The sequence below is a fragment of the Methanogenium cariaci JCM 10550 genome (genome assembly GCF_001315945.1).
In the GTDB taxonomy this organism is placed as follows: Archaea; Halobacteriota; Methanomicrobia; order Methanomicrobiales; family Methanomicrobiaceae; genus Methanogenium; species Methanogenium cariaci.
This window is the reverse complement of the sequence record NZ_BBBG01000002.1, coordinates 114227-129928: the sequence shown is the minus strand read 5'-3', so window position 1 is coordinate 129928 and position 15702 is coordinate 114227. Positions and strand designations below refer to the sequence as shown.

Here is a 15702-nt window from a genome sequence, read left to right as displayed (position 1 = left end):
GCACCTTTTTTGTGATCTCCTCAGCACACTTTTGCAGACTTTCGTGCCGCAAGCCAGTCCTGGATATTGCTGACAATGGCAAGCACTGCAGGCATCACGAGGATAGCTCCCACAAGAGAGAAGGCCACCGTGATCACGGTCACCAGACCGAAGTTGGCCATGATGGGGGGGAACTCCGATAAGGTGAGAGCGGAGAAACCGAAAACCGTCGTCAGCCCGGAGATGGTAATCGCCGTCCCGATCTTCTGGATACTGGTCTGGATGGCATCATGCAGGATAGCCCGCGTTCGCGTTCCTCATCATACCGCTCCATGATAAGGATAGTATACTCGGACGCAACACCAATGGTCATCGCACCAAGGGTGGCTGTGAGGATGTTATACTCCAGACCAAGGACATACATGATGACCGCGTTCCAGCCGACGATCATAATGATCGGGATAATCGGAGTAATGGCCGTTGCTTCCGGTATATGAGGAGGAGGAAGGCAAATATCAGGCCGAATCCCAGCAGGTTCATGTCACTCTTGGACTCCGTGATGCCGTCGATCATGTCCCCCCCGAAGAGTGCCAGACTACCCGTAAACACGCCGGTCGTACCGGGGGTCACTCTCGTACCACGCGAGATCCTCACGCATCTCATCGAGAAGTGCCTTCATGCTATTGAGATCCAGATCCTCGGTGGAAAACTCGATGACCGCCTCCATCTGACCGGCAGTATACCGGGACAGGGTGCCTTCCGGCACGAGCTTCAGGAGTGCGGCTATCTGTCCACGGTCCTGTGGCAGGACGCCGCCGTTCATTGACGCAAGGATGCTGGCAATGCTCTTCCCTCCCGTGATCTCACTGTGCTTTTGTTTCTCATATTCAGTGAATGAGTACATCCATTTCAGAGTATCGGGTTCAAAGATGTCGTCACCCCCGTACCATCAGGGGGGGTATCGTGGACGTCGACCCCCATCGCACTGCCCAGTTTGTCCATACTCACCTTTGCAGGCATCGTCGGCGGCACCATCGCCTCCTCTTCGGTGTTGATGATGATCTTGTCATCCAGCGGGATGCCAATCATCGCAATACAGCCAACGAGGAGGAGGACACCAACCGGGTGATTAGCAATCCATCCAGCCACTTTTCCGAGAAACACATCATAGCGTTCCATCATGGACTTCTGGTTGCCCTTGCCGCTTTTATGGGATTTGGGATCCAGTGGCCGGTAGTGCACCAGTGTTGCAAAGGTGGGCACAATGACCAAGGCGCAGAGATAGCAGGAGAGGACACCCACTACACAGATCACCCCCCCGAAGTCAGTGACCATGGGAAACGGCGACATGGTAAGAGCGATAAATCCGAGTGATGTGGCGACCATCGCTATTGCAACCGCACTGCCCGACTGGGTGATGGTGGTAAAGACCGCGTCTTCAATAGACGATTTACGTATCTCCTCATCAAACCGTGTCTGGAACTGGATGGCGTAATCAATACCGATACCGATCATCACTGGAAATGCGGCCATCACCATCATGGTGAGCCCCCCCGTCCCGGTAGCGCCCATCATGCCAAAGGAGACGATGACACCCATCATCACAATGAGGACCGGCAGGAAGCGGTAACGGACATGCCCGAAGAGAAAGGCCATCGCAACGACCATCAACAGCATCGCAAGGCCGATGAGCATGCCGGTGGATGAACCCATGGAGGTCTTCATCTCATCAGCAAATGCCGCCGTCCCGGTTACCGTAACCGATATACCGGGCGGGGGGCTATGGGCGGCCACCACGGAGCGGATGTTATTCAGGGCGGCGCTGGAGGCGGAGTCGGATAAACCGGGCTGCACGATGACCTGCATCAAAGTCATCGCACCGGTCGTTGCGGCCCCCGGAATGACGTCTTTATACGGCTCAACAATGCTTTTTATCTCCGCTTCAGACCCGGGGGGGATTACACCGCCGTTGTATATATTGATCAGGTCGATGATACTCGTGACTGAGACGATCTGGTATTCATTTTCGATATCCTCTGAGAGATCCCGGATGTAATCCAGTGTCTCAGGCATATAGACCGCATCGCCCTCGATCATGAGAATAACAGAGTCAGATTTATACGTGTCCTCATAGTGTTTGATGAGGGAACCCGAGGGTGAGGTGATGTCCACATAGGTCTCGGTACCGGTCTTCATCTCGACCCCCCCGGACGCAAAGAACATCATCACCAGGATCACACCAAAGACCACTGCTGCAACGGTCTTTGGGTGATGATTGATGGAATTGGCCAGAAAGGCAAATGGTGACTGCATGCTATCTCTCTATTATCTGTTATTGCTTGATATTCCGGGATATTCACAGATGCAGGACAAACGATGCTGCCATGACGGACAGGTACCGCCTGTATGCTCTCTTCCCCAAGGGAGGGAGACGAAGAAGCCACACCCGACACCCATGATTATCTCCTGTTGTTACTTAAAAAACAACAACGTCTGAGATATTAAAAGGTGCACACCGTACCGGTATACCGAGAGGAATTATCCAAAAGATGATGCCCACCTGAAAAACGGAAAAATACGTATCATATAGTATAATTGAAAACAGGTATGGGAATTCCGGGAGGATCAGAGCACGAGCCATATCCTCCTGCACTATTCAGAAGCGCGGATAATAACTCCATATAATAGTCAGCTTTGAGAGACAACCGGAAAGGAGACATGAATCAGATCGCTACTGTCAGAGTCGACCATCCTGCATTTCATCCATCTATATCATGATAAATCAGGAACCCCCCCAACGACAACATATCCACTTCATCCGGATGAACACGTGCATGTACAAACAAAACAGAAATCAGAGCAGAGACGGTGATGATGAATAACCCGGAGTTATTTGTATTCGCCCTCTTACTGGGAACGGCGTGTATTACCGCAGGTATTGCATGGGTGCTCCGAACCCGGCAGGACGCCCGCGGCGCCAGCTGGCTCCTGTATACCTCTGCCGCATTGACCGGGTGGCTCTGTTGTGATGCGGTAATCATCGCTGTTCCGGACGTCCCCCCCACCAAGTTCATGTTCTCGGGTATCAAGTTCATTTTCATCATCCTCACCCCCCCGCTCGTGTTCTTTCTATTTACCCTCGCATATACCGTAAAGGACGAACAGATGCCAGGGTGGCAGCGGACAGCAGTCGCCCTTCTTCCGGCAGTAAGCATCGGTTTTCTCCTCACAAACCCGTGGACGGGACTCTACTATGTGCAGATGGCTGACCCGTCCCTCTGGCTCTTCAATGGATACGCCGGACCCCCCCGCGGGATCTGGTTCTGGATAAATCTGGTATATTCATATGCACTCGTCACCAGCGCCCTACTCCTTTTGACCGGCCTTCTGACGTCCTCACCACAACACTTCAGGCGGCAGATATACCTGTTGATCCTGAGCGCCCTCGTCCCATTCACCGCAAATATAATCACCGTATTCACGCTCATCACAGTGCCGGATGGCGGCAACGTCGACATCACCCCCCCGTTCTTCTTTGCCCTGAGTGCCATCCTCATCTTCATCACCATATTCTGGCTGCGCCTCTTCAACATCATGCCGTTTGCAAGAACCCGTATCATAACCGAGATCCTGGAAGGGGGGGTGATCGTCGCAGACGGAAACGGTGTCATCATTGACATCAACAGTGCGGCCTGCCAGGCATCAGGGATAAGTGAGGAGGAGGCCATCTCCCTCTCTGCCGATGTGCTCCTCGGCAGGGTCTTCGGAACCAGTCTCACTGCACTCAGGGAGGCTCGTTCACTCACGGTCCTGCACACGGACGCTGCCAAAGAGAGGCGCTGGTCTGACCTGACCGTCAGCCGGGTGGAGGGATATGACACCCGGTCGGGAGGTACGATAATCCTCATCCGTGACGCAACCGCACGCAGGCGTGCGGAGGAGGAGATGAAGGCAAAGGATCTCAGACTCAAGATCGCAATGGAAGGTGCGGGCCTTGCGACCTGGGAGTGGCGGGAAGGTCAGGGATATGTGATCTATGAAAATCTGCCCGCCGACCGTACGATAGAGAATGTCACCACCATAGAGGCACTCACAGATCAAATGAAAGAACACCTGCCTGAAGGACAGGAGATGGTACTTGAACAGCTGTTTGCAGAAATTGCAACCGGCAGAATGGATACCTTCTCCCTTGATTTTCCCATCACAGAGACCGGAAAGGATCGCTGGGTTCAGATCACCGGCCAGATCATCGGACGGGATGATACCAAGAGACCGATGTGGATTGTGGGTATCACCCAGGATGTCTCGAATCATTACGAGGCCCGATCGGCCGTGATGGAAGCAAACACCAAGCTTAAACTGCTCACATCAATCACCCGGCATGATATTCTCAATCAGGTGATGGTGATCCGGATGATAGCCGAACTCACGGGGGGGATGGACCTGAAGAGGCAATGAGCCCGGAGGTGAGAAAGATGGTTGCACAGATTGATCATGCCGCTGCCGTAATCGAGGAACAGCTCTCATTCACCCGCGACTATGAAGATCTCGGCACCTATACTCCTTCGTGGCAGAACGTGGCAGCAGTGGCCGCACGAGCCGAAGGGGGGGCAATAAGTGAGACCGGAATTTCCGTCTCCTGTGATACGGGTACACTGGAAATATATGCTGACCCCATGTTCCAGAAGGTGATTGAGAACCTCTTTGAAAACGCCCACCGCCATGGTAAACGTGTCACCACAGTGACCGTCCGTTTTGAACACCATCCCGGGGGGGAGTTGTCTGGTGGTGGAAGACAACGGTCGGGGTGTGCCAAAGGAACTCAAGGAGAAGATCTTTACGCAGGGGGGGTATGGACAAAATACAGGATTTGGCCTCTTTTTAAGTAAAGAGATCCTGGCCCTCACCCGTATCGCGATCACTGAAGAAGGAACGGAAGGGGGGGAAGGCTCAGGGTTTGTGATGCAGATCCCCGAGGGAGGATACCGGGGGGGATATCAGGGAGAGTGATTAAAGAGAGGTCTGGTTTCCCCGACTTCCTCTTCGTTCTCTGTGTCTGGGACCACCAGATGATTGACCTCTATGTATTCTGTACAGAGCACCCCCATATCTGTGGTATCTTCTCTTTCTCACGGAATATCCACCAGACAGGTGCATGAAAATACCAACCTCCAACAGATGAAACTCCATCTGGCCAAAACACCCTTCGATACTGCATATAAATCTGATGATAACCACTTTCTCAGACAAAAGAGGGTCAGGGATATTTCTATGGCAGCCGGACACCGTATCTACAGCAGACACTTTCACCCTGCATCCCTCACCTTTTTGGAACCGGAGAGAAGGATTCATCATATGCAGGGCAAAAACATCCGTATCGCAGACTATCCGGCTACATCTCTTTTCACGGAGGGAGAACTCTGAACGTTCTTCATACCGCCGACTGGCACCTCGGAATGACACTCTGCGGACGGCGCCGGGACAAAGAGGCGAAAGAATTTCTTGACTGGCTGGCAGGAGTTATCGAAAGAGAATCTGTTGACCTGCTGCTGGTGACCGGTGATATATTTGATAACGGTTCCCCCCCGTCCGCCACATCCCAATCGCTGTATTACCGCTTCCTGACCGCAGCAGCAGCGGCGGGCTGCCGACATATCATCATCACGGCAGGCAACCATGACTCCCCCCCGGCATTTCTTGAGGCACCACGGGAGATCCTTGAACCGCTCAACATCCATATCGTGGGGAAAGCAGGCGCCGGACATCCGGGTGGCACCTTTCTTCTGGACAGGCCGGACGGCAAACCGGAGTGCATCGTGGCCGCTGTCCCCCCCTACCTCCGTGACCGCGATATCAGGCACTCCACCCCCCCGGCATCTCTATTGATGAAAAAGCCTTACAGATCCGCAAAGGGGGGGTCCAGTCCATCTATCAGGAAGCTTGGGAAGCCGCATGTATCATGCAGCCTGAAGACAGGCCGCGGGTCCCTGTGATCGTCACTGGGCATCTTTTCGCTGCAGGGGGGGGAAAGACCATCGAGGGTGATGGTGTCCGTGACCAGGTCGCAGGCTTTATCGAACGGGTCGGAGCCGATGTCTTCCCGGCAGAGGCCGCATATGTGGCACTCGGACACCTGCATGTCCCGCAGAAGGTGGCAGGAATTGATACCATACGATATCCCGGCTCGCCGATCCCGGTTGGATTCGGAGAGGCAGAGCAGCAAAAGGAAGTGATCATCGTGACCACCGCACCGGGAATACCGGCCGTGGTACGCTCTGTCCCCGTTCCCCCCCGGTTCCGCCACCTCACCACCATCCGGGGGGGTGATCTGCCAGCCATTTCCGACAGAATCAATGAACTCAGAGATACCAGTGATCCGGTCTGGGCTGAGGTGATATACGATGGTGCCGCCCTTCCGGGAGACCTGATGGGAGAGGTGGCTGGAATGGTTGAAGGGACCCCTATTGAGGTTTTACGGGTGAAAGATATGCGTCTTGTCTCTGCAGCACTTTCGGCATATCAGTCATGCGAGGAACTTGCAGAACTGACAGAGACCGAGGTCTTCAGACGCCGCATGGAAACCGCAGAAATTCCCCCCCCGAACAGCAGGATCGTTGATGACCGCCTTCCGGGAAGTGCGCAGGGACATGGACTCCAACGAACCAGATGGAGGAGACCTCGCATGAGAATACAAAAAATACGGCTAAAAAATCTCAACTCTCTTGCAGGCGTCTGGGAAATCGATCTCACCAGCGGAGCCTACGTTGCGGATGGCATATTTGCCATAACCGGACCGACCGGATCAGGGAAGACGACCATCCTGGATGCCATCTGCCTGGCACTCTATGGATGCACACCCCCCCGGCTCAAGACCATCAGCAAGTCAACCAACGAGATTATGCACCGCCGGGCGGGGGAATGCAGTGCAGAAGTGGAGATTGCAACAGCAGGCGGCATCTACCGGTGCACCTGGGCACAGGAACGGGCACGCGGGAAACCGGACGGTACACTTCAGACCCCACACCACGAAATTGCAGATGTACTCACGGAGGAGGTGCTCACCACGCGGAAGCGTGAAGTGCCGAAACTGGTTGAGAAGTTAACGGGCATGGACTACGACCGGTTTACCCGTTCCGTGATGCTCGCACAGGGAGATTTTGCGACATTTTTAAACGCATCGCCAGATGAACGCTCTCCTCTTCTGGAGCAGATCACCGGTACGGAGATCTATTCGAGAATCTCCGTTGCGGTCCATCAACGGAAACGAAAGGAAGATGAGACACTGAAGGTGCTGGAGGCGGAAGGCAGCGGAATCGCACTGCTCCCGGATGAGGAGATTACCGCACTCCGGGAGGAAGAGGCGACCCTTACAGAGAAGGCAGATGCGCTGCAGGAAGAGATCAAGCAGTGCAGAACAGGAATTGCCTGGCACCAGGATATGACAAGAATTGACTCCGCCATTGCCGAGACGGAACACGAAGAGGCAGACTGGACGGAAGAGCGGGCCGCAGCAGAAGAAGGGCTCAGCCGCCTGCAGAGAGGAGAAACAGCCGCCGCACAGGAGGGGGGGCCTACCGCCAGATCACTACCCTCCGGGAGAGCCGGGAGAAGAACAGAACATCCCTCGGACAGCTCGAAGCGGCAATGCCGGACAAAATGGATGCCATCCGCCGGACAGAGGAGACTGTCTCTTTGCAGAAGAAATCACTCACGAAGGTTAAGGAACGGGCAGATCTGGCCGCCCCCCCGGCCATCCGGGAAGTGCGGGAACTCGACCGGAAGCTGCAGGCCGGGGGGGCAGACCGTCTCAGTGAAGTGACCGAAGCACAGGAGAGAGCAGACGCAGACTGGGAGAGTGCCTGCACAGACCTGCACCGGGGAACGGACACAAAGGTCCGTAGCCCGGAAGAAACGGAGGCGACGGCATGGTTTCTTACGGACAGAGGGATTTCAGGAGATCCTGCATCTTTCATTTCAGACAGCATGAATCTCACAAAACAGCTCACTGCAGCAGTTCCGGGTGATGCCGCCCGACCGATACCTGCAGAGATTGATGCCTGGTGCACCACTGCTAACACAGAGATTGGTAGTCTACAGCAGTCCCTCACAGAAATCCTGTGGTACCAGGATCCTGCCGCACTCAGAGTGGAAATCAACACATCTCAGGAGCAGAGAACACAGCTGACCCTGCTTCGTGACCGAATCTCAGAAAGTAAAGATGATGCCCGAAAAAGCCGGGATTTCACCACCCGTCTGAACGAAAAACGTGAAGAATACGCCCGATATGAGCAGGCACTGGAGAGATGCATATATGATCGTGAACGACAGGTGCGCCTCACCAAACAGATGGAGGAGAACGCCCTTCTTGCCGCCCGAATCCATGATCTCGAAACGGAGCGTTCTCATCTCAGGGCGGGAGATCCCTGTCCCCTGTGCGGTTCAACGATACACCCATACGCAGATGAGACAGCGGCACTGCCCCGTGCGACAGATGAAGAACTCAAAAGGGAACAGGGCACCCTCTCGAAAATCCAAAAGAAGGAAGCCACTCTTTGTCAGGCAATGATCCAGTGCAAGAGCGAAGCAGAGGCCGCAGATGAGGCACTCGCTATCATCCGTGAACGGGCCGCACACCGGGAAGAGGCCTGGGCAGACGGGTGTAGGGCATGCGGTCTCACTCCTGACACACCGGAATCTGAAGCAGTGGTCCATACAGCTCTTGAAGAGGCAAATGAGACAATCAAACGTTACTATACAACAGAGACCGCCATTTGGACACTGAAAGAAGAGGTCCGGACAACGGAAACGCTCATCGCCAACTGTCGGCAGGCAGTTCTGAGATTCGGGGATGCACAGAGGTGCGCGGTTCGCACCGCCGAAATACAGGCAGAAATGGTGAGAATCCAGGAGAAACGGGAGAACCTGCTGTCCGATATAAGCCCGGATGAGGCAGAAGCACAGTTTACCGGATGATCCGAGCAGAAGAGGAGAAACTGGAAGCAGCTCAAAACGATTACCAGAAAACAGTGCAGGAGATCGCAGGTCTCGAAGGAGAGGTCCGGGTTCTCCGGGATTCCATCAAAAGACAGGGAGAAGAACTGAAAGAGGCTGAACGTCTTTTTGATGAGGCGGTATGCAGCGCCGGATTCCTCGGAGAAGGCGACTTTGCTGTTGCCCTTCTTGCACCGGAAGAGGCGGCAGACCTCAGAAAAGAACGCGACCGCCTGAAGCAGTGGCAGGCAGGTATTGCAGCACAACGTGCATCTGCTCTGAAAGAAGCAGAGACACATCGCTCCCTGGCAGGTACGGTAAAGGATGAGGCCGCCCTCACCAAAGAGCTGCATGCCCTCAGCACAGTAGTTCAGGAGTCAAATACCCGCAGGGCGAAGTACGGCAGCAGCTCAAACGCCAGGAAGAAGAAATCACCCGGTATGCCAAACAGCTGGAACGGGTTACCGCCCAGCGGACCGAGACAAACCGCTGGGACGAACTCCATGCCCTCATCGGGTCGGCAGACGGAAAGAAGTTCCGCAACTTCGCGCAGGGTCTCACCTTCGAGGTGATGATCGCCTCGGCAAACCGCCAGCTACAGGCGATGAGCGACCGATATATCCTGATTCATGATCCTAATCAGCCCTTGGAACTCGCGGTGACCGACAATTATCAGGGCGGAACCATCCGGTCGACAAGAAATCTCTCCGGCGGCGAAAGCTTTCTGGTGAGTCTGGCCCTGGCCCTCGGCCTTGCCTCAATGGCATCCGGGAAGATACAGGTCGACTCTCTCTTTCTTGACGAAGGGTTCGGTACACTGGACGGGGGGGATGCCCTCGATATGGCCCTCTCCACCCTCTCCTCCCTGCATGAACAGGGAAAGATGATCGGTGTCATCTCGCATGTTCCCGCCCTAAACGAGCGGATTGGAACCGTCATCAGGATCAAAAAAGAGAGCGGCGGAAAAAGCACAATGAAAGGGCCGGGTGTCATCCGGCAGGATACCTGAAAGAAAGAGGGGGGGAGAGCACCCACATCACTCATTTTTTTGTATCCTTAACAGATGAGCTGTTGCTCCAGCTTCCGGAGATACCTGTCAGGATTCTGAACGAACAAAGAGAAAAAGAAGAGAATTAGCGCCGAAGCACGAATGCAACGGCGAAAAGGCTGACAACCATACCAATCGGAAGCGCCATGGCCGGGAATTCAGGTACGGGTGTCGGCTCCGGCCATGTTGGGGGGGGGCGGGGGGGGCTCTGACGATTCTGAATACACGATTCCGGCAGGGCTTTCATACAGTGATGAATCGCCTGAAACGGCACGTTCCTGTGGAACTATGATATCCTGTGCACTGACCGCATACACGGAAAAACACAGCAAAAGAACCACGATGAAGATTCCACTTTTTTTAGCATTTTTACCTCATTCACTCACAAAGGATCAGGTATCCAGTGTCTGCATACCTGCAATCCCTGTGACATACCGATACAAAAGAGATACAAAAAGGATATGTGAGGCAGTATCACACAGCATTTCGAAATAGAGGATTATTTGGATATTCCCGGACATCTCCACCAGCATATAATGCCCGGCACACCGAATCGTTGAAATAAAAGATGGATACCTGAAACGGCAGAGAAGAATCCGGTATCATGCATCAACAAAATAATGAGAGACACATATCGCCCGGCAATCAGTCTTCGTTATCTTCTTCCACACCCCCGGCACACCGCCGAAGCGTCTCCCGGAGCAGCACACAGACTCGCCCTGCGGAAGGAAGGGACGCAGATTCAAGGAACGTGTGGGCATCCCGGATATCCGGACCGATAGCGATGAGGTCTGCTACAGGCATCTTCTGTGCAATCCAGCAGTCTCAAGACCGGCATGCAGACCACGAAGATGTGCCTCCCTGCCAAAGAGATCGCGATAGGCCGCCTTTACCGTCTCACGGATGGGGGGGACACCTCCCGGTAGTGCCAGGCCGGTGCAACCCCCCCCGGAATCGAGACTGCTGCCCCCCCTGCCTCCGGACCCATTTTACGGAACGTGTCCCCCCCCAGTTTTGCAAGGGCGGCATCATCATTGCTGCGGGCGGAGAGACCAATCGTAAGTACACCCTCATTCTCGGAGACCGTTGCCGGGTTGACAGAGGTGGCAACAAGACCGGGAATGACGGGATCCATTGCACAGATACCTGTGGGCAGGCGGGCCAGAAGGGCAACCGCCGCTGCTGCTGTCTCCGGGGGGGTGAAAACATCCTTTTGCGGGGGGGTTGCCGGAAAGATACGTATCCGCAGATCAGGATCTGTTTCGCGATATGTCTCCCGGCAGGCACGTGCCTCCTCCCGGATGAACAGGATCACCTGTTTTACCACCGCCGGGTCGATGCCGATGCAGACCCGTGCCTGTCCGGGTATTACATTATCCCGTTCACCACCGGTCAGAGAGGTGATGGCACACCCGGTCTCTGCCATGAGACCGGAGACCAGTTTTCCTAAAAGGGAGAGGGCATTGGCCCGACCGGACGCCGCCTCCATCCCCCCCGAATGGCCACCCCCCTGCCACCCACCACCTCAACTGTCTGCCAACTGACCGGGCCACGGACCGGACGCGGGGGGGCAGAGAAGGCAAAGGCCACTGCCATCATCCCCGCCGAACTGGTGGTGATAACACCTTCCTCCTCATCGTCAAGGTTAATAACCGTCGTCCCGGCAATACAGGCGGGGGGGTCAAGGGATGCAGCGCCGTGCATCGTTGTCTCCTCTTCCCGTGTTGCAATAAGCTGGATGGGTGGGTGGGACTTTCCCGGATGTTCCATGAGGTGCAGCCCTATCGCAAGGCCAATGCCGTTGTCTGCCCCGAGAGAAGTTCCCCGTGCTCGGAGGATGCCGTCCTCTTCGTAGCAGTCAATACCCTCACGGGCAAAGTCATGGTCACAGCCGGGCGCTGCCACACAGACCATGTCCATATGCGCCTGTAAAACAACCGGCGGCGCGACCTCTCCGCCCCCCTCCCCCGGACGGGTGATATACACATTACCCGCCGTGTCCTTTTCTGCCATAAAACCTGCTGCCGCTGCCCGGTCCAGAATAAAACGGACGATACCATCTTCATTCCCCGAACACCGTGGTATTGCCGCAATCCGCATGAATATATCAAAAATCACTGCCGCGTCCCTGTCGCTGTCAGCCGGGGGGGTTGCCTTCCCTTCTTCGGTCACATGGTTCACCTATTGCAGAAGAGTTCTGCACCATCCCTGATGAGGATTCCTCCTCCAAGCGCCAACATAAGTGCGAGACGGGTAGAGCGAAGAAGCCGCCTGACAGTAGACGGATCAACTGTTGTCACGTCAACAGTTAACTCCTGACACACACAACCTGTAACCATGCACATCCCTTTCCCTCCCGACCTGCCGACGGGAGCGCTCCTCTCGATCATCTACCGAAACCGGAATATCCTGCTCAATGAACATACGGGACGCATGGGTATCTCGGCTGGCATGGTGGGCCCCCTCATCTATCTTACAAAACATCCGGATGCCACCCAGGATGAGATCAGCCGCAGGCTTATGATCGACAAGGCAGCCATTGCCCGGACCATCCACCGTCTGGAAGAGGAAGGCTGCATCACACGCATACCGGATGAGACAAACCGCCGGAAGTTCTGCATCATTATGACGGAAAAGGGGGGGAAAAAGTTGCACAGGACGTGATCCGGGCAGCAGACACCGTTGACCACGAAATCACCGGCAGTCTCCCGGAGGGAGCGCAGGCATATCTGACACCCATCCTCAGGTCAATGGCATACACCAGCAGCAGAATGGCAGACAGGGGGGGAAATGATCACAATGACACACAGAACTGAGACGGAAACGGGAACCGGCACCGCTTCCGGTGCCACCAAAGGCATCTCGATCCTCACCGGCGACCCGAAACGGGCCATCATCAAACTCTCGGGCCCGATGATCGTTGCAATGCTGCTCATGTCGGTGTACAATATCGTCGATGCGATATGGGTGGCGGGCCTGGGTCCGGACGCACTTGCCGCGATCGGATTTGTCACACCGGTTTTTATGGTATTGATCGGCTTCTCCAATGGCATCGGTGCCGGGGCTACCTCAGCGATCGCCCGGCGTATTGGGGCAAAAGACCGGGAAGGGGCAAACAATACCGCCATGCACGCCCTCTACCTGACGGTCGCCATCTCGGTGGTGCTGACGATATGTTTCCTCGTCCTCCTCAAACCCGCCCTGCTCCTCATCGGTGCCGGAGATACCATCGACCTTGCGCTTGAATATGCCAACATCATCTTCGGAGGCACCATACTCATCCTCTTCACGAATGTGGCCTACGGTATCCTCCGTGCAGAAGGGGGGGACATGAAGCGGACGATGTACGCGATGGCCGTCTCATCCGTCGTCAACTTGGTTCTTGACCCCATCCTTATCTATGGTCTGGATATGGGTATGGCAGGTGCTGCCCTTGCAACCGTTATATCCGTTGCATCCGTCTCCACTGTCCTGCTCTACTGGTTCCTGGTAAAACGTGATACCTATGTCTCCGTTCGCCGGATATCCTATCACTATCACCCGGCGATCGTCGCCGATATCCTGAAGGTCGGCCTGCCGGCAAGCGGGGAATTCCTGCTGATGGCAGGAGCCGGGATCATCCTGAACGGTCTCTTTGTCACCGTGGCAGGGACGGACGGGGTTGCCGTATACACCGGCGGATGGAGGGTAGTGATGTTTGCCATTGTCCCAATGATCGCAATCGGCACCGCCGTCATATCAGTCACCGGCGCACTGTATGGGGGGGCAAAACGATATGCAGAACTCCGGACGGTCCACTTCTACTCAACCGGCCTGGGAACAGGGATAGCAATTGCGATAAGCATCCTCACCTGGGTCTTTGCGCCGCAGATTGCGACACTCTTCGCCTACACCCCGGAAAGTGCCCACCTGCTGCCGCAACTGACCACATTCCTCCGGACGATGTGCTTCTTCTACCCTTCGTCCGATGGGGGGATTATGTCATCCTCTATCTTCCAGGGCACCGGAAAGGGCACCACCTCCTTTGTTCTCTCCCTCTTCAGGAATATCATCTTTATTGCCTTCTTTGCCACCCTGCTTGCCCTCATCTTTGGTATGGGGGGGAATCAGGCGCATGGTGGGGGGGCATTGTGCTGGGTGACATCGTAAGCGGTCTCCTTGCATTCGGATGGGCTGCTCTCTATGTGAAAAAGCTCATAAAAAAGAACAGAGAATAATCCGGCACTGCCATAGCGCTGGATTTATAACGGAAAAAACAGACGAGAGACCGGAACACTCCATTCCGGTCCGAACCTCTGTGATATTTTGCCTCTTTTTCTGATATCCCGGGAGGAGAACAGATCCGTTCTCAACAAACCGCTCAGCGCCCGTTTTTGGCCAGATACTCTTCCAGCACCGCGAGGGCGGGCACCATGTCCCACCGTCCGAATCCAAACCTGATATGCTCGTCACCGGCGCGAAGACCGTTGACGGAAGCAAAATCACACCGGTCTCCCGGACAAGGGTGTCACAGAAGGCCTCCGCCCCCCCTTCCTCTCCCATAAACCGGGGGAAACAGACCGGTCCTGCCCGTGGTTCCCGGCAGCAGAAGAGGTCAGGGTGACGGGCAAAGAAGGCATTGAGCAGGGCACGGTTTTCGTTGAGGATGTCCCGGTTGCGGGCAATGATAGTCTCCCTGTGGCGGAGGGCCAGGGTGGAGAGAAACTCCGCCGGAGCACTGGTGCAGATGGTGGTGTAGTCCTTCCACGCGAGCATACGGGAGATCAGATCCGTGTCCCGTGTCGCAACCCAGCCCAGCCGGAGACCGGCAAGACCGAAACTCTTTGACATCACGCCGACCGATATGCCCTTTTCGTACCATGAGGCAACGGACGGGAGAAGGTCAGCGGAGCTATACTCCCCCCCGAAGCGGTATACCTCATCTGAAAAGAGCCATATGCCCTTCTCCTCTGCAATCCCGATGATTTCGTCCAGTTCTGCTGCAGAAAAATGGAAACCGGTCGGGTTGTGCGGTGTGTTTATCACGATGCACTTGGTTTCAGGACGGATGAGCGACCAGAGTTCCGCCATATCCGGCCGCCAGCCAGACTCTTCTTTCATCTGCCAGTAGGAGACATCGGCCCCGATGTGGCGGGGGGGAACTTCATGAAGGGACTGGTAGGCCGGGGGGGAAAGAATCACCACATGGTCTCCGGGTGAGAGGAGAGCATGCATCGTGATATAAATCGCCTCCTCCGCACCGGCAAAGACGACACACCTGTCCGGGCCGATATCCCCCCCGGAAAGATCCGATATCTCCTCTCTGAGGGTTGGGTCTCCCTGTGACTCGGTATACCCGAACCGCATTGAACAGAAGTCATCAAGTGAGCCTTCTTCCAGCGCAAAGAGGTCTCCGGCAGACCAAGTCTCACAGTCAGCGGCCGACAGCATGTGGGGGGGCGCTGAGAATTCATATCTTCCAAAGTAACGTTCAAGGGCAAACGGGGGGGGAATCTGCATATCTCACCCATGCGTAGTGATGAAATAAATAGCCATGGACGGATGAAATAACAGATGTGAAAAAAGGGGGGGGAGGAAATCGATTTATTCCTCATCCACCTTCGAGAGTGCGGTCATTCTCCTGGTATAGGACCGAAGAATATCACTGGTCGTCAGAAACCCGACACACTTCCCGTCAGCATCGG

Annotated in this window: 19 protein-coding genes and 2 pseudogenes; 10 read left to right on the top strand and 11 right to left on the bottom strand. The window is 55.2% G+C overall.

What is annotated here, in order from left to right; translation table 11 throughout:
* Positions 1–20: 20 nt before the first annotated feature.
* Genes JCM10550_RS21660 through JCM10550_RS21640 form a run of 5 tightly spaced genes read right to left on the bottom strand, consistent with a single transcriptional unit; the run spans position 21 to position 2292 of the window.
* Positions 21–215 carry a hypothetical protein gene (locus JCM10550_RS21660; RefSeq protein ID WP_245618680.1) on the bottom strand — a complete coding sequence of 65 codons (195 nt, stop codon included), beginning with the start codon at positions 213–215 and terminating at the stop codon, positions 21–23.
* A complete protein-coding gene (locus JCM10550_RS21655; RefSeq protein WP_062396846.1) occupies positions 212–430 on the bottom strand; it encodes an MMPL family transporter in 219 nt (72 codons plus the stop codon). Before JCM10550_RS21655 ends, JCM10550_RS21660 begins: the two co-directional genes overlap by 4 nt.
* Positions 427–588 (bottom strand): hypothetical protein, encoded by a 162-nt coding sequence (locus JCM10550_RS21650; protein WP_245618651.1) that lies wholly within the window; start codon positions 586–588, stop codon positions 427–429. The genes JCM10550_RS21655 and JCM10550_RS21650 overlap by 4 nt, the downstream gene beginning before the upstream one ends.
* Positions 575–883, bottom strand: a complete 309-nt coding sequence (locus JCM10550_RS21645; protein ID WP_062396844.1) for a hypothetical protein — start codon at positions 881–883, stop codon at positions 575–577. The genes JCM10550_RS21650 and JCM10550_RS21645 overlap by 14 nt, the downstream gene beginning before the upstream one ends.
* Positions 884–888: 5 nt before the next feature.
* Positions 889–2292 carry an RND family transporter gene (locus tag JCM10550_RS21640; RefSeq protein WP_062396842.1) on the bottom strand — a complete coding sequence of 468 codons (1404 nt, stop codon included), beginning with the start codon at positions 2290–2292 and terminating at the stop codon, positions 889–891.
* Positions 2293–2850: 558 nt separating this feature from the next.
* Here JCM10550_RS21640 and JCM10550_RS02895 point away from each other — a divergent pair.
* From JCM10550_RS02895 to JCM10550_RS02860, 7 genes are all read left to right on the top strand, one after another.
* The gene (locus tag JCM10550_RS02895) at positions 2851–4437 is read left to right on the top strand and encodes a histidine kinase N-terminal 7TM domain-containing protein (protein ID WP_062396840.1); all 1587 of its coding nucleotides are present in this window, start codon (positions 2851–2853) and stop codon (positions 4435–4437) included.
* A 17-nt stretch (positions 4438–4454) separates the two neighbouring features.
* Positions 4455–4868, top strand: a complete 414-nt coding sequence (locus tag JCM10550_RS19480) for a hypothetical protein (protein WP_218185095.1) — start codon at positions 4455–4457, stop codon at positions 4866–4868.
* Positions 4869–5250: 382 nt separating this feature from the next.
* On the top strand, positions 5251–5403 hold the full coding sequence (locus tag JCM10550_RS18010) for a hypothetical protein (RefSeq protein ID WP_157199867.1): 153 nt from the start codon (positions 5251–5253) through the stop codon (positions 5401–5403).
* Positions 5400–5972 (top strand): exonuclease subunit SbcD, encoded by a 573-nt coding sequence (sbcD, locus tag JCM10550_RS02880; protein WP_281175244.1) that lies wholly within the window; start codon positions 5400–5402, stop codon positions 5970–5972. Before JCM10550_RS18010 ends, sbcD begins: the two co-directional genes overlap by 4 nt.
* The gene (locus tag JCM10550_RS02875) at positions 5969–7798 is read left to right on the top strand and encodes an exonuclease SbcCD subunit D C-terminal domain-containing protein (RefSeq protein WP_172673739.1); all 1830 of its coding nucleotides are present in this window, start codon (positions 5969–5971) and stop codon (positions 7796–7798) included. Before sbcD ends, JCM10550_RS02875 begins: the two co-directional genes overlap by 4 nt.
* Before the next feature lie 1150 nt (positions 7799–8948).
* Positions 8949–9542 (top strand): hypothetical protein, encoded by a 594-nt coding sequence (locus JCM10550_RS20240; protein ID WP_062396828.1) that lies wholly within the window; start codon positions 8949–8951, stop codon positions 9540–9542.
* Complete coding sequence (locus JCM10550_RS02860) at positions 9542–9979, top strand: SbcC/MukB-like Walker B domain-containing protein (RefSeq protein ID WP_062396826.1); 438 nt, start codon at positions 9542–9544, stop codon at positions 9977–9979. Before JCM10550_RS20240 ends, JCM10550_RS02860 begins: the two co-directional genes overlap by 1 nt.
* Positions 9980–10176: 197 nt before the next feature.
* Here JCM10550_RS02860 and JCM10550_RS18005 read toward each other — a convergent pair whose 3' ends face one another.
* The 4 genes from JCM10550_RS18005 to JCM10550_RS02845 all read right to left on the bottom strand — a co-directional run bounded on the left by JCM10550_RS18005 (position 10177) and on the right by JCM10550_RS02845 (position 12190).
* A complete protein-coding gene (locus tag JCM10550_RS18005) occupies positions 10177–10335 on the bottom strand; it encodes a hypothetical protein (RefSeq protein WP_157199866.1) in 159 nt (52 codons plus the stop codon).
* A 328-nt stretch (positions 10336–10663) separates the two neighbouring features.
* Positions 10664–10822, bottom strand: a complete 159-nt coding sequence (locus JCM10550_RS18000) for a hypothetical protein (protein ID WP_157199865.1) — start codon at positions 10820–10822, stop codon at positions 10664–10666.
* Between the two features lie 85 nt (positions 10823–10907).
* Entirely contained in the window at positions 10908–11507 is a 600-nt protein-coding gene (locus JCM10550_RS02850; protein WP_062396822.1) for a peptidase dimerization domain-containing protein, read from the bottom strand.
* A complete protein-coding gene (locus JCM10550_RS02845) occupies positions 11465–12190 on the bottom strand; it encodes a M20/M25/M40 family metallo-hydrolase (protein ID WP_157199864.1) in 726 nt (241 codons plus the stop codon). Before JCM10550_RS02845 ends, JCM10550_RS02850 begins: the two co-directional genes overlap by 43 nt.
* 165 nt (positions 12191–12355) lie before the next feature.
* Between JCM10550_RS02845 and JCM10550_RS02840 the strand changes: the two genes are divergently transcribed.
* The 3 genes and pseudogenes from JCM10550_RS02840 to JCM10550_RS02835 all read left to right on the top strand — a co-directional run bounded on the left by JCM10550_RS02840 (position 12356) and on the right by JCM10550_RS02835 (position 14235).
* Entirely contained in the window at positions 12356–12682 is a 327-nt protein-coding gene (locus JCM10550_RS02840; RefSeq protein WP_062396817.1) for a MarR family winged helix-turn-helix transcriptional regulator, read from the top strand.
* On the top strand, positions 12679–12834 hold the full coding sequence (locus tag JCM10550_RS17995; protein ID WP_157199863.1) for a hypothetical protein: 156 nt from the start codon (positions 12679–12681) through the stop codon (positions 12832–12834). The genes JCM10550_RS02840 and JCM10550_RS17995 overlap by 4 nt, the downstream gene beginning before the upstream one ends.
* Positions 12818–14235: pseudogene (locus tag JCM10550_RS02835) on the top strand (MATE family efflux transporter). The gene JCM10550_RS17995 and the pseudogene JCM10550_RS02835 overlap by 17 nt, the downstream one beginning before the upstream one ends.
* On the opposite strand, the gene JCM10550_RS02830 reads toward JCM10550_RS02835, so the two are convergent.
* A complete protein-coding gene (locus JCM10550_RS02830; RefSeq protein ID WP_062396815.1) occupies positions 14213–15517 on the bottom strand; it encodes an aminotransferase class I/II-fold pyridoxal phosphate-dependent enzyme in 1305 nt (434 codons plus the stop codon). The pseudogene JCM10550_RS02835 and the gene JCM10550_RS02830 overlap by 23 nt on opposite strands.
* Before the next feature lie 84 nt (positions 15518–15601).
* Positions 15602–15688: pseudogene (locus JCM10550_RS24250) on the bottom strand (hypothetical protein); the annotation flags it as partial.
* Positions 15689–15702 lie beyond the last annotated feature (14 nt).

Bases quoted from the DNA above. Each gene is read 5' to 3' on its own strand.
- JCM10550_RS21655 (WP_062396846.1), bottom strand. From the start codon at position 430: ATGATCGTCGGCTGGAACGCGGTCATCATGTATGTCCTTGGTCTGGAG.
- JCM10550_RS21645 (WP_062396844.1), bottom strand. From the start codon at position 883: ATGTACTCATTCACTGAATATGAGAAACAAAAGCACAGTGAGATCACG.
- JCM10550_RS21640 (WP_062396842.1), bottom strand. From the start codon at position 2,292: ATGCAGTCACCATTTGCCTTTCTGGCCAATTCCATCAATCATCACCCA.
- JCM10550_RS02895 (WP_062396840.1), top strand. From the start codon at position 2,851: ATGATGAATAACCCGGAGTTATTTGTATTCGCCCTCTTACTGGGAACG.
- JCM10550_RS19480 (WP_218185095.1), top strand. From the start codon at position 4,455: ATGGTTGCACAGATTGATCATGCCGCTGCCGTAATCGAGGAACAGCTC.
- JCM10550_RS18010 (WP_157199867.1), top strand. From the start codon at position 5,251: ATGGCAGCCGGACACCGTATCTACAGCAGACACTTTCACCCTGCATCC.
- JCM10550_RS20240 (WP_062396828.1), top strand. From the start codon at position 8,949: ATGATCCGAGCAGAAGAGGAGAAACTGGAAGCAGCTCAAAACGATTAC.
- JCM10550_RS02860 (WP_062396826.1), top strand. From the start codon at position 9,542: ATGATCGCCTCGGCAAACCGCCAGCTACAGGCGATGAGCGACCGATAT.
- JCM10550_RS18000 (WP_157199865.1), bottom strand. From the start codon at position 10,822: ATGCCTGTAGCAGACCTCATCGCTATCGGTCCGGATATCCGGGATGCC.
- JCM10550_RS02850 (WP_062396822.1), bottom strand. From the start codon at position 11,507: ATGGAGGCGGCGTCCGGTCGGGCCAATGCCCTCTCCCTTTTAGGAAAA.
- JCM10550_RS02840 (WP_062396817.1), top strand. From the start codon at position 12,356: ATGCACATCCCTTTCCCTCCCGACCTGCCGACGGGAGCGCTCCTCTCG.
- JCM10550_RS02830 (WP_062396815.1), bottom strand. From the start codon at position 15,517: ATGCAGATTCCCCCCCCGTTTGCCCTTGAACGTTACTTTGGAAGATAT.